The organism is Pseudomonas sp. RIT-PI-a (assembly GCF_001187875.1).
Lineage (GTDB): Bacteria > Pseudomonadota > Gammaproteobacteria > Pseudomonadales > Pseudomonadaceae > Aquipseudomonas > Aquipseudomonas coleopterorum.
This window is the reverse complement of sequence record NZ_LGIR01000011.1, coordinates 355,604-368,557: the sequence shown is the minus strand read 5'-3', so window position 1 is coordinate 368,557 and position 12,954 is coordinate 355,604. Positions and strand designations below refer to the sequence as shown.

12 protein-coding genes are annotated in these 12,954 nt (G+C 65.9%); 7 read left to right on the top strand and 5 right to left on the bottom strand.

Features of this window, described 5'->3' with window-relative positions; genetic code table 11:
* Window positions 1–393: 393 nt before the first annotated feature.
* From AC788_RS03975 to AC788_RS03960, 4 genes are read left to right on the top strand one after another with little or no spacing between them, the layout of a single operon-like run.
* Window positions 394–1,563, top strand: coding sequence for an acetyl-CoA acetyltransferase (locus tag AC788_RS03975; RefSeq protein WP_049859309.1), 1,170 nt, complete (start codon window positions 394–396; stop codon window positions 1,561–1,563).
* Window positions 1,560–3,137 carry an acyl-CoA synthetase gene (locus tag AC788_RS03970; RefSeq protein ID WP_201777928.1) on the top strand — a complete coding sequence of 526 codons (1,578 nt, stop codon included), beginning with the start codon at window positions 1,560–1,562 and terminating at the stop codon, window positions 3,135–3,137. Before AC788_RS03975 ends, AC788_RS03970 begins: the two co-directional genes overlap by 4 nt.
* Window positions 3,137–3,688 (top strand): hypothetical protein, encoded by a 552-nt coding sequence (locus AC788_RS03965; protein ID WP_049859308.1) that lies wholly within the window; start codon window positions 3,137–3,139, stop codon window positions 3,686–3,688. The genes AC788_RS03970 and AC788_RS03965 overlap by 1 nt, the downstream gene beginning before the upstream one ends.
* A complete protein-coding gene (locus AC788_RS03960; protein ID WP_049859307.1) occupies window positions 3,685–4,095 on the top strand; it encodes a PPC domain-containing DNA-binding protein in 411 nt (136 codons plus the stop codon). The genes AC788_RS03965 and AC788_RS03960 overlap by 4 nt, the downstream gene beginning before the upstream one ends.
* Before the next feature lie 695 nt (window positions 4,096–4,790).
* Here the strand turns inward: AC788_RS03960 and dld are convergent.
* The 5 genes from dld to AC788_RS03935 form a co-directional block, all read right to left on the bottom strand.
* On the bottom strand, window positions 4,791–6,473 hold the full coding sequence (gene dld / locus AC788_RS03955; RefSeq protein WP_049859306.1) for a D-lactate dehydrogenase: 1,683 nt from the start codon (window positions 6,471–6,473) through the stop codon (window positions 4,791–4,793).
* Window positions 6,470–6,886 carry a RidA family protein gene (locus tag AC788_RS03950; RefSeq protein ID WP_049859305.1) on the bottom strand — a complete coding sequence of 139 codons (417 nt, stop codon included), beginning with the start codon at window positions 6,884–6,886 and terminating at the stop codon, window positions 6,470–6,472. Before AC788_RS03950 ends, dld begins: the two co-directional genes overlap by 4 nt.
* A 65-nt stretch (window positions 6,887–6,951) precedes the next feature.
* Complete coding sequence (locus AC788_RS03945; RefSeq protein ID WP_049859304.1) at window positions 6,952–8,358, bottom strand: efflux transporter outer membrane subunit; 1,407 nt, start codon at window positions 8,356–8,358, stop codon at window positions 6,952–6,954.
* Window position 8,359: 1 nt separating this feature from the next.
* Window positions 8,360–9,400: an HlyD family secretion protein gene (locus AC788_RS03940; RefSeq protein ID WP_049859303.1), complete on the bottom strand. Its 1,041-nt coding sequence runs from the start codon at window positions 9,398–9,400 to the stop codon at window positions 8,360–8,362.
* Complete coding sequence (locus AC788_RS03935; RefSeq protein ID WP_049859302.1) at window positions 9,397–10,920, bottom strand: MFS transporter; 1,524 nt, start codon at window positions 10,918–10,920, stop codon at window positions 9,397–9,399. Before AC788_RS03935 ends, AC788_RS03940 begins: the two co-directional genes overlap by 4 nt.
* Before the next feature lie 83 nt (window positions 10,921–11,003).
* Between AC788_RS03935 and AC788_RS03930 the strand changes: the two genes are divergently transcribed.
* The 3 genes from AC788_RS03930 (at window position 11,004) to AC788_RS03920 (ending at window position 12,945) form a co-directional block, all read left to right on the top strand.
* Entirely contained in the window at window positions 11,004–11,780 is a 777-nt protein-coding gene (locus AC788_RS03930; RefSeq protein WP_049859301.1) for an IclR family transcriptional regulator, read from the top strand.
* Between the two features lie 185 nt (window positions 11,781–11,965).
* A complete protein-coding gene (locus AC788_RS03925) occupies window positions 11,966–12,640 on the top strand; it encodes a hypothetical protein (RefSeq protein WP_049859300.1) in 675 nt (224 codons plus the stop codon).
* A gap of 92 nt (window positions 12,641–12,732) precedes the next feature.
* Entirely contained in the window at window positions 12,733–12,945 is a 213-nt protein-coding gene (locus AC788_RS03920; protein ID WP_049859299.1) for a hypothetical protein, read from the top strand.
* The last annotated feature ends 9 nt before the right edge of the window (window positions 12,946–12,954 follow it).

Genomic DNA, 12,954 nt, shown 5'->3' with positions numbered 1-12,954 from the left:
TTGTTTTTATTGACCAGCTTTCATTCACCGGGCTGCCGGGGCAGGCGCTGGGGTACCGGTGAGAAAGCAAATCGGGTGCCACCCCTGCCCGACCCGCGGAAAAACCGTGCCCATCGGCGTGAAGCGGACAGCAAGCTGCTGTTTTGCCTGAACAAACTCGCACCGATGTGAATGTATCTGCAGATGTCAGGCGCCAAGCCCTGCCCGGCTCGATGTAACAGGTGTCTCCCTCAGGTGTCGCCCATCACCGACGAAGCGACACCTGGGGCGACACCCGACGTCTGCGGGGTAACAGCCAGCCCGCCACCGGCTGGCGTTTCAAAGCCTTGGCACCGCTCTTGCTATCGCCCTTGGCAAACAACATCAACAAGCCTTCAATCGAGGACACACCTCATGGGTTCGCCAGTCATCAGCGGTTGGTTCCACTCCCCCTTCGGCAAATTCGACCAGCTCGACCCCGAGCAGATGATGGCCGATGCGGCCGTGGGCGCGCTCGAACATGCCGGTCTGGACGCCGAGCAGATCGATTCGGTCCACGTCGGCCATTTCAATGCCGGCTTTCTGTATCAGGACTTTCCTTCCGCGCTGCTCGCCAATCATATTCCGGCGGTGCGCTTCACCCCGTCGGTGCGCCTGGAAAACGCCTGCTCCACCGGCTCGGCAGCCATCCACTCGGCGCTGCAGGCGGGGCTCTCGGGGCAGGCTCGGCACGCGCTGGGGGGGGGCTTCGAGAAGATGAACACGCTGCCCACTGACGAGGTCGGCAAGATCCTGCTCAAGTGCTGCTACGCCAAGGAGGAAGCGCAGATCGAAGGTGGCTTCGCCGGGGTGTTCGGCACCATCGCCCAGACCTACTTCGAGCGCTACGGCGACCAGTCCGACGCGCTGGCGATGATTGCCGCGAAAAACCACGCCAACGGCGCACTGAACCCCTACGCGCACATGCGACGCGACCTGGGCTACGACTTCTGTCGCGAGCCGTCGGCGAAGAACCCGTTCGTGGCCGGACCGCTCAAGCGCACCGACTGCTCGCTGATCACCGACGGCGCCGCCGCGCTGGTGATCAGCCGCGACGACCACGCGCCCGGCCGGGGCCAGGCGATCAGCTTCAGGGCGGCGGTGCAGGTCAACGACTACCTGCCGCTGTCGCGCCGCGACCCGACGGTGTTCGAAGGCGCCGCGCGGGCCTGGCAACAGGCGCTGGATACCGCGGGGCTGAGCCTGGCTGATCTGTCGCTGGTGGAAACCCATGACTGCTTCACCATTGCCGAGCTGCTGGAGTACGAGGCCATGGGCCTGGCCGAGCGTGGCCAGGGCGCGCGGGTGATTGCCGAAGGCATCAGCCGCAAGGACGGCCGCCTGCCGGTCAACCCGTCCGGCGGGCTCAAGTCCAAGGGCCATCCGATCGGTGCCACCGGGGTGTCGATGCACGTGATGGCGGCCATGCAGCTCAGCGGCCAGGCTGGCGACATGCAGTTGGCCAAGGCCGATCGCGCCGGCGTCTTCAACATGGGCGGCGCGGCGGTGACCAACTACGTGAGCATTCTGGAGCGCGTGCAATGACCGGCATCGACAACGTGATGAACCTGGGCGAACTGCTCAACCAGATCGCCCGGCGCTACCCCGACGCGCCGGGTTTCATTCGCGGCGAGCAGGTGCACACCTGGCGCAGCATTTCGCAACGGGTCGACAGCGTCGCCGCGGCGCTGCGCGCGCGTGGGCTGGGCAAGGGCGATAAGTTGCTGGTGCATTCGCGCAACAACCTGCCGCTGTTCGAGAGCGCCTGGGTGGCGTTTCGCCTGGGCGCGGTGTGGGTGCCGACCAACGTGCGCATTACCCCGCCGGAGGCCGCCTACCTGGGCAGTTCCAGCGGTGCGGTGGCGATGCTCTACGACGAGGGGCTGGCGCATTACGTGGATGCGGTGCGCGCCGAGTCACCGGCGCTGGCGCAGGTGATCGCCATCGGCGAGCCACGCGCGGGCGAACTGAGCTACGGGCAATTGCTCGACGAAGGCGCGCCACACGCCAGCACGTTCCGCGCCGCCGACGTCAATTACCATGACCCGCTGTGGTTCTTCTACACCTCAGGCACCACCGGTCATCCAAAGGCTGGTGTGCTCACCCACGGGCAGATGGCCTTCGTCATCAACAACCACATCGCCGACCTGATGCCGGGGCTCTCCCAGCATTCGCGCTCGCTGGTGCTGGCGCCGCTGTCTCACGGGGCCGGCATCCACGCGCTGGTCAACGTGGCGCGTGGCGCCGCCTGCGTGCTGCCGGCCAGCGACCGGCTGGACTGCGACGAAGCTTGGCGCCTGGTGCAGGAACACCGCGTCGACAACCTGTTCACCGTGCCGACCATCGTCAAGATGCTCACCGAAGACCCTGCCGTCGACCGCTATGACCACAGCAGCCTGCGCCATGTGATCTACGCCGGCGCGCCGATGTATCGCGCCGATCAGTGCCACGCCCTGCGCAAGCTGGGCAAGGTGCTGGTGCAGTATTACGGCCTGGGCGAAGTCACCGGCAACATCACCGTGCTGCCCGCCGATTGCCACGACGCCGAAGACTCCCCCGCCGCCAAGGTCGGCAGTTGCGGCTATCCGCGCACGGGCATGCAGGTGGCCATTCTGGACGACGCCGGCAACGAGTTGGCCACCGGTGAGGACGGGGAGATTTGCGTGCGCGGACCGGCCGTGTTCAGCGGGTACTACAACAACCCGACGGCCAATGCCAGCTGCTTCAAGCACGGCTGGTTCCACACCGGCGACCTGGGTCATGTCGACGAGCACGGTTATCTGTTCATCACCGGGCGGGCCTCGGACATGTACATCTCTGGCGGCTCCAACGTGTACCCGCGCGAGGTCGAGGAAGCGCTGCTGACGCATCCGGCGGTCAACGAGGTGGCGGTGCTGGGCATGCCGGACGAGAAATGGGGCGAGTGCGGCTGCGCGGTGATCGTCACCACCGGCCAGGTCAGCGACGAGCAGTTGCTGGCGCACCTGGAACCGCGCCTGGCCCGCTACAAGTGGCCCAAGCGCTTCGTGCGCTGGGACGCCATGCCCAAGTCCGGCTACGGCAAGATCGTCAAGAAGCAGATCCGCGCGTTGCTGCAGGAACGCGAGGAGGTGGCCTGATGAATCCCCATTTCGAGGAGCGCGACGGCGTGCGGGTTTTCGTTCACGGCGGGCCGGCCCAGCAGCCGCGTCGGCTGGACCGCAGCGTGGCACAGGGTGAAGAACTGCGCCTGGTGCTGCCGCTGGCGTGCAACGTCGGCGCAGGCGTACTGCAAGCCCTGCAGGGGCGTCGGTACGGCAGCGCCGTGGGCCGCATCCTGTGTGGTGGCGCGGCGCACCTGAGCTACCACCGCATGGTGGTCACCGACAAGCCGGAGCGGCCCTACGACTACGGCGCCCCGGTGGTGCTGGACGGCTACATCACCTTCATCAGCGGTGCCATCACCGTGGGCCGGGATGCGCAGAACAAGCCATTGCTGCACTGCCACGCCGGTTTTCTGGATCGCGATGGCCAGCAGCACGGCGGCCATCTGCTGCTCGACAGGCTGGTGGTCGGCAGTGAAAACCTGGTGATCCGCCTGTGCCTGTTCGATCACGTCGCTTATCAATCGCAACCCGACGCCGAAACTCATTTCAGCCTGTTGCACCCGATCGACCAGGAGGCTTCATGAACGCCAGCGCCGTACTCGAACCCGACCTGTCCGCCTCAACCGTTCAGACCGGTCGCCTGGGGCGTCTGGTGGTGGCGCGGCTCAAGCCCAACGAAGACATCGTCGAAAGCGCCGAAGCCCTGTGTGCCCGTCACGGCATCGAGCTGGCCGTGATTCGCGGCGGGCTGGGCAGCCTGATCGACGCACAGCTGGGCTATCTGGGACGACAGGGCATGAAGACCCTGACCGTACCCGGGCCCGGCGTGGAGATTTTGAGCATCAGCGGCGAGATCGTCATCGGTGAGAGCCGACTGCAAGCCGTGGTGGCCGACGCCGACGGCAACATCTTCGCCGGACGCCTGGAGCGCGGCCGCAACCTGTCGTTCATCACCGTGGAACTGACCCTCCAGGAATGGCTGCCCGACTGAATCGGCGGCAACCCTGTGAGCGAGAAACAACGGTGACCCTTGGACAAGAACCAGTGGTGCCCCTGTGGGAGCGGGCTCTGCCCGCGAAGGGGACGCCGCGGTCTACCAGATGCACCGCGTCGAGTTCTTCGCGGGCAGAGCCCGCTCCCACAAGAAACGGCGGTGGCCTTATGGACAAGAAACGGTGGTGGCCACTGGACAAGAAGCAGTGGTGACCCTGTGGGAGCGGGTTCTACCCGCGAAGGGGACGCCGCGGTCTACCAGATGCACCGCGTCGAGCTCTTCGCGGGCAGAGCCCGCTCCCACAAGAAACGGCGGTGGCCCTTTGGACAAGAAACGGGGGGGGCCCCTGGACAAGAAACCGTGGGAACCCTTGGACAAGAAACAGTGGGGCCCCCGTGGGGGCGGGCTCTGCCCGCGAAGGGGACGCCGCGGTCTACCAGATGCACCGCGTCGAGCTCTTCGCGGGCAGAGCCCGCTCCCACAAGAAACGGCGGTGGCCCCTGGACAAGAAACGGTGGTAACCCTGTGGGAGCGGGTTCTACCCGCGAAGGGGACGCCGCGGTCGACCAGAAGCACCGCGTCGAGCTCTTCGCGGGCAGAGCCCGCTCCCACAAGAAACGGCGGTGGCCCTTGGACAAGGAACAACGGTGACCCTGTGGGAGCGGGTTCTAACCGCGAAAGGGACGCCGCGGTCACTCGTGCCAGTGGCGGCACTTCGAGGTCTGGCCGACACCCGGATTGAAGGCGTTGCACGGGTCCAGTTGCTGATAGAAGGCCTTGAGCGCCGGCTTGGCCGGGTACAGATGGCCGACGTTGTGCTCGGCCGGATACTCTGCGCCGCGTTCGTCGAGCAGGGCCCACATGCGATGCTCGACCGCCAGACAATCGCTGCCCTTGCGCAGGATGTAGTCCTGGTGGAACACGTGGCAGAAGAAATGCCCGTAGTAGAGCTTGACGATCATCTGCTGATCGATGTCGGCGGGCAGCGTCTCGAACCACTGGCGATCATTGCGCGCCAGGGCAATGTCCAGCGCCACGATGTCCTCCACCTCCCGATCGTGCACGGCGCGATAGCGCACCGCAGCACCGGCGGCAGCGAAACGATGCAGGAAGGCCTTGCTGCCCTCCTCCACGGTGCACCGGAAGAAATCACCGTCACGTCCGGCGAACAGCTCTTCCAGCAGCTTCTGGGTTGGCGCCACCGAGCCGGCGGACACCTTGAGCATCAAGTAGTGTTCATAACGCTGACGGAACTCGCGAATGCGCGGCGGCAGGTGCTCGGGAAAGCAACGCGCCGCCAGTTGCAGGACACGGTCGGCGAGGTTGGCACGCAGCCAGGGAAAGCGCTTGAGAAAAGTGTCGGCGCGGCTCTTCAAGGCGAACAACTTGGGCAGGCGCTGGGTGCCCAGGTGATGGATCATCAGAAACGTGTCCTTGCCGTATTCGGCGGCCACGTCGTAGGCGTCGCGGTGCATGTACTCGCCGGCGATCGGCAGCTCGTCGAACCGTTCGAGCATGTGCCGGCGGATCTGGGTGAGGTTGGCGGTGTCGTTGCTGCCGATGTAGAACACCGCGGTGTCGCGCTCGGCGGCGAAGGTGTCCAGGCGTACCGCGAACACCGCCAGCTTGCCGGCACTGCCGCTGGCCTCGTACAGGCGCTGGTGGTCGGCATTGAACCGTGCGGGCGTGGGCGCGTCGACTTCGCGCACATAGGCGGCGTAGCCATGGTCGGAGCCCAGCCCGGCGTCGGCCTTGATATCGGCGGCGGTGTAGCGCTGGGCGTCCAGGTTGCCGAGGATCTGCTCGGGCGTATCGCCCAGTTCGACGCCCAGGTGGTTGACCAGTTGCAAGGTGCCATCGGCGTCGAGCTGGGCGTACACCGCCATCTGCGTGTAGGCCGGTCCGCGACGCACCAGCGAGCCGCCTGAATTGTTGCAGACGCCGCCGAACACCGACGCGCCGATGCACGAGGAACCGATCACCGAATGGGGCTCGCGGCCCAAGGGTTTGAGGACCTTCTCCAGCTGATCGAGGGTCGAGCCGGGGAAGCAGATGACCTGACGGCCCTCCTCGATCACGTGCACCGTGCGCATGCGCAAAGTACTGATGATCACCACTTCACGGTCGTAGCCACCGTCGGGGGTGGAACCTCCGGTCAGGCCGGTGTTGGCCGCCTGCATGATGACGATCACGTCGGCCGCCACGCAGGCCTTGACCACCTGCCACTGCTCCAGCAGCGAGCCGGGGCGGACCACTGCCAGTGCCTGGCCGCTGCCGAAGCGGAAACCCTGACGAAAGCGTTCGGTCTCGGCCGAGTCGGTGAGCACATGGCTGGCGCCGACGATGTCGCGCAGTGCGCTGATCAATTCGCTCATTGCGGCATCACCGCCACCGCATCGACTTCGATGAGCATGCCGTCCAGGGCCAGGCGCGGAACCGGGATCAAGGTGCAGGCTGGCGTCATGGCATCGCCCCACGCCTCGCGCAGGGTGTCGATCCAGATGGCCAGGCGCTCATGGTCGTGGTCGACGATCAACACGGTCAGCTTGGCGACGTGGGCGTAGTCGGCACCGGCTGCACCGAGGGCAGTGCGCAGGTTGGCCAGGGCCTGCCCGGCCTGTAACTGAAAGTCCGCGGAAATGCTGCTGTCCAGGCTTTCACCGCCTTGCCCGGCGATGAACAACAACTTGCTGCCACCGGCGACCTCGGCCACATGGGAGTAACCATAGGGCGCCGGGTCGAACAGGCCGGGCGGATTGCTGAGCTTGAGCGGGACGTGGTCGGGCATGGGCAGGCTCCTGTTGGCTGACAGACCTTACCCTAGCACGGCTTGCCGGGCGCATCGCGGCTTCTTCAGGCGTCTTTCGGCCAGCCGCCGCCGAGGGCCCGATACAGACGCACGCGGTCGATCGCCGCGGCAGTGGCACTGTCCACCAGCTGGCTTTGCGTGGCCAGCAGCGCACGCTGCACACCGAGCACGTTGATGAAATCGGTCGCGCCCTGATTGTAGCGGTCGCGGGCGGTACCCAGGGCCACCGTGTTCTGCCGCACCGCCTCGCTCAACGCAGCATGGTGCTGCTGTTCGGCGGCGTAATCGCTCATGGCATCGTCGACCTCGTGCCAAGCGGCCAGTACCACCCGCTGATAGTCCAGCGCCGCTTCCTGCTGCTGATGTTCGCGCAGCTCCAGCGTGCCCGTCAGGCGTCCGCCCTGGAAGATAGGCAGGTACAGGCTGGGGCCGAACGACCAACTGCGCGAATCCCAGCCGCCCAGGTCGGAGCCATTCAGGGCCTGAAAGCCGAAGCTGGCGCCCAGGCTCACCCGTGGATAGAAATTGGCCTTGGCCACGCCAATGGCGGCCGTGGCCCGATGCAATGCTGCCTCGCTGCGCTGGATGTCAGGCCTGCGCTGGGCCAATTCCGAGGGCAGACCCATGGGCACGTCCGGCGCCGGGTCGGGAATGGCGCGCGAGGTGCGCAGTTCGTTGGCCAGGGCGCGCGGCGGTTCGGCCAGCAGGTAGCTCAGCGCATTGATCAAACGGTCCTGCTGCGCCTGCAGCACGGGCAGCGAGGCTTCGATGGTTGCCACCAGGGCAGCGGCGTTGGCGGTGTCCAGGTTGGTGGTGACGCCATTCTCGTAGCGAGTCTGGGTCAGGCGCTGGCTCTGCCGGGCGATCTCGAGATTCTCCCGCGCCACAGCCAGGCGCGCCTGCACGCCACGCAGGCGGATGTAGTCGGTGGCCGTGCGCGCGGCGATGCTCAGGCCGACCGCGTCGCGCTGGGCCTGGCTGAACTGGACGTCGGCGTCGGCCATCTCGACGCTGCGCTGGACGTGCCCCCACAGGTCGACCTCCCAGCTGGCGTCGAGCGCCCCGCTCCACAGCTCGAACGGTGCTCGGCCGCTCTGCCCTGACGGGTCGTTGAGGCCTTCGGCGCTGTTGCGCTCGCGCTGATAGCCACCGCGCGCGCTGAGCCCCGGCAACTGCTCGCTGCCGCTGACCTGGCGCAGGTCCTGGCTTTGCTGCACGCGGTTGGCCGCCGAACGGATGTCCAGGTTGGCCTTGGCGGCGCGGGTCACCAGCGCGGTCAATTGCGGGTCGCCCAGCTGTTGCCACCAAGCGCTGTCCAGCGCTGCGTCGGCTCGGGTACCGGCGCTGTCCTGCCACTGCGCAGGCAGCGCCGCTGCGGGCCGCTGGAAGTCCGGCCCGACGCTGCACGCGGCCAGGCTGCTCAAGGTCAGGGCAAGCAATGCACGTTTCATCTCAGGGCTCCTGGGTGGTATCGACCGACGCAACCACCGACAAGCCAACGCGCAGCCGGTCCAGATGGGGCTGATCGGTTTCGAACACCACCTTGACCGGAATGCGCTGGACCACCTTGGTGAAGTTGCCGGTGGCGTTGTCCGGGCTGATCTGCGCGAACGACAGACCCGTGGCCGGCGCGACGCTGTCGATGTGGCCGTGGAAGACCTGGTCGGGAATGCTGTCGACATGAATGTCCACGCGCTGGTTGGCGTGCATGTGCGCCAGTTGCGTCTCGCGGAAGTTGGCCACCACGAACGCCTGGTGCAACGGCACCACGGCCAGCAGGGGTCGACCGGGGGCGACATAGGCACCGACGCGCACCGAGCGCTGACCGATCATGCCGTCGGCCGGTGCCAGAATCTGCGTATAGGACAGGTTCAGTTCGGCCTGTTCCAGCGCCGAGCGATCCTTGTCCACCGCCGCTTCGGCCACTTCCAGTTCGGCCTTGAGCACATCCAGGGTGCGCTGGGCGGCGACCCGTGAGGCGCCATCACGGTCGCGCGAGGCTTCCCAGCCCTGCAACTCGGCCTCGGCCTTCTGCCGCTCTTCCTGGGTGCCAGCGCCGGCCTGGGACAGGTTGCGGTAACGCTGGGCATTGGCCTGGGCGAACTTCAGGGATGCGGCGGTGGCACGCGTGGCAGCGCTGGCTTGGTCGATCACCGCCGCCTGCCGCTCGATGCTGGCGCGCAGGTTCTTCACCTGCGCCTGCGCGGCATCGACGTTGGCCCGGGCCGCTGCCACCGAGGCCGTGTAGTCGCGCGGGTCCAGGCGCGCCAGCAGCTGCCCGGCCTTGACCGACTGGTTGTCCTGCACCAGTACCTCGGTGACCACCCCGGCCACCCGCGGCGCCACCAGCACCGAATCGGCGCGGATGTAGGCGTCGTCCGTGCTCTGTACGCCGCTGCGGTGCAGCACCTGGTAGAGGCCATAGGCGGCGCAGACGAGGATGACAGCAACGATGAGAAAGACAGCGGTGCGATGTTTGATGACAGATTTCATGACGGTACCGGGGGTTGCGGTGGATAGGCGCGTTTGGGCAGGGTCAGCAACACCACCAGCAGCACGGCGATGAAGGCCAGCAGCGCCAGGAACGCGTCGCTGTAGCTGAGCACGAAAGCCTGGGCGCGAACGCGGCCGGCCAGTTCGGCAGCCGGCTCGCCGTACAGCGGCAACAGGCTCTGGTAGCTGTTGCCGACCTGATCGAGCAAGGTATTGGAATGCAGATGCTCACGGGCGGTGACGAAGTTTTCCAGCACCACGCCGGCGACCACCGACGACAAGCCGCGCAGGGTGTTGACCATGGACGAGGCGAACGGCCCCTCCAGCGGATGGATGACCCCGGTGGCGATCATCAGCAGCGGTACCACCACCATCGGCTGGCCGAAGGTGTGCAGCGCCTGCAACAGATAGAAGTCATCGCGGATCCATTCGCCGGTGAGCTGCGAGCCACCCAGCAGCGCCAGGGTCAGCAGACCGAAACCGGCGGCCATCACGTAGCGCGAGTCGACCCAGTTGCGGTTGATCACGAACGCGACCAGCGGCGCGATGAGCAACTGCGGGATGGCAATGCACAACGCGGTGGGCATGGTCTGCAACGGCCGATAGCCCTGAATGTGAGTCAGGTACCCCGCCGGAATCGCGCTGCCGGCCATGCCGACGAACAGGAACAGGCACAGCGTGGTGATGCCGAAGGCGAAATTGCGCCGCCCCAGCAACTGCAGCTTGAACAGTGGCAGCGGGTGAAACCATTCGTTGAGCAGAAACAGCGGCAGGCACATCCCGGCGCCGATCAGCAGCAAGGCAATCAAGGGCGACTCCAGCCAGTCCAGCCGTTCGCCCTGGGTCAGGCCGATGATCAGCATGCTCAGGCCGGCCGTGCCCAGCAATGCACCGCGCCAGTCGGCCTGCTTGAAGCGCTCCAGACGCAGTGGATCCTGCGGCAGACCGTAGGCGATGCACGCGGCACCGATCAGGCACGCCGGGATGATCTGCCAAAACACCATCCGCCAGTCGCTGCCCTCGGTCCACAGCGCGGCGAGGGGCATGGCCAGGTTCGGTCCGAAGGTCGCGGTGAGCGCGTAGGCCGACAGCCCGTACAATTTGATGTGCCATGGCAGGAAACGCAGTGCGGCGGTCATCAGCAGTGGCGGAAGCGCGCCTCCGGCCAGACCCTGAAGCACGCGCAACAGCAGCAGGCTTTCCAGGTTGGGGGCGAAAGGGCACAGTGCGCCGAAGCCGGCGAAGGCCACGGTCACCACAATGGCGAAGCGCCGCAACGAAAAGGTCACGGCCAACCAGGGCGCCAACAGCATCGCCGACACCTCGGCCGCCGCGTAGGCAGAGCTGATCCAAGTGCCTTCGTCGTGGCCGAAGCCATAGATCCCCAGCAGGTCAGCCAAGGTGATGTCGGTGACGCGGTCGTTGATGCCGGAAGTCAAGGCGGCGATCAGCACGCCGACCAGCCCGATGGCCAGGCGCCAGCCGAACGGCGCCGGGACCGGAGGTGAAGGTGGGGACACGAATGAAACCTGCTTGCTGCAAATGACGATGAATCAATAATTGCGATACACTGTACCGAACAGCGATACAAAAGGCAAATTGGATGAGCAGCGACAACGACCGTAGCGGCATACAAGTCATCTCTCGGGCAGCAGCGATCCTGCGCTGCCTGGAAAGCGAGCCCGACGGCCTGAGCCTGGGCGCGATCGCCAAGCGCATCGACCTGCCCCGCTCCACGGTGCAACGGCTGGTCGATGCGCTGGCCCATGAGGAGCTGCTCAAGGTCCAAGGCGCCGGTGGCGTGTGCCTTGGCCCGGCATTGATGCGCCTGGCGTCGAACAGCCATGTCGACCTGATCACCCAGGTGCGTCCTTATATGGAGGCACTGACCGAACGCACCGGAGAGACGGCAGTGCTGGTCAACCGCAACGGTACCCACCTGATGCTGCTGCATTCGGTGGTGTCGCCGCAGCCCTTGCGCGTAGCGCCCTCCTCGGGCAGCTTCCTCAGTGTCTACGCGACTTCGGGCGGCAAGGCACTGTTGGCCAAGATGAGCGACGAGGCCGTGGTGCAACTGCTCGGCCCGGTGTTGGAACCACTGACCCCGAGCACCCCGGATCTGCCACGCCTGCTCGAACAGCTGGCCGAGGTCCGCGATCGAGGGTATGCCTGCGACGCCAATGAGCACATGATGGGTGTCGGTGCCATGGCCGTGGCCCTGCAGACCTCGCAAGGGCAGTACGCCTTGGCACTGGTGGGCCCGGTATGGCGAGTCGAGGCGCAACACGTGCTGTTTCGTGAGGCGCTGTTCGATACCCGCGAGGCCTTGGCCGGTGTCCTCAGTGCTGGACTGCGCGCAAGCGAGCCATCGTCAAGTTGAAACAAAATGCCATTAACTTGAGCCGGGCAAGTCGTGAACAAAATGGCAACATGGCACTCAGAGAGTCGTCCCTGCCACTGGATAACGGGCAGGAAAAATAAAGACAGGGAGAACCCGGGCGTCTGCGTGCAGCGCGCATCGGTCGGGTGTGTCGGCTAACCCAACGAGAGTTAAAGACCCTTCCCATGAAAACCTTGAGCGACTGCGTCCGGCAGTTGAAACGCTACTCCTACGCCTTGCCTGCCCTGCTGCTGGCGGGTACCTGTTCCTTCCTCGCCCTGGAAATCAGCGACAGCCGCGCCGAGTCCGTCGATGGCACGCAGACCCTGGTGTTCCTGCGTCACGCCGAGAAGCCCGCCGGCGGCCTGGGCCAGCTCAACTGCCAAGGTCTCAACCGCGCACTGAATCTGGCCGAGTTGCTGCCAGAGCGGTTCGGCAATGCCGATTACGTGTTCGCCGCCGATCCCGGCCGGCATGTAGAAGAAGGCGAGAACGACGAATCCTACAGCTACCTGCGTCCGCTCATGACCATCAGCCCCAGCGCCATCAAGCTCGGCCTGCCGGTGAACATCGACTACGGCGCCAACGACACACAGGACCTGGCCCGGGAGCTGATGCGCGACAAGTACCACAACGCGGTCATCTACACCGCCTGGTCCCATGGCTACCTGCCCGAGCTGATCAACGAAGTGGCCGGCCGCGCGGTGGGCCAGGAAATGAACATCACCGACGATTGGGCAGCCAACGACTTCGATTCGGTCTACGTGCTCACCCTGACCTGGCACGACGGCAAGGCCAGCCTGCTCTCGCGCAACGTCAAGCAAGGCTTGGACAACGGCCACACCGCCTGCCCGGCCTAGCAGCGGGCCTGGGTTCACACGCAGCACCAAGCGTTGCAAGGGAGGCTCGGGTATACTGCCGCTCCCTTTCAACGTGCTGCCCCGGAGTCACCATGCCTGCCAATCAACATCCCGATGCCGAGCCGATCGTTCAGGACGCCGAAGTCGATGGCCAGGCAGCGATCCCGGCCTTCGCGTTCCCGTTCAAGCCCGGCGCGTTCGCGACCAAGCAAGCGGCCAGCTACCCCGGCGCGGGCAAGTCAAACCATGACAAGACCCCAGGCCGCGCCCCGAACGGCACTCGCCGCTCCATGGGCAAGCGCTGATCCCGTTTG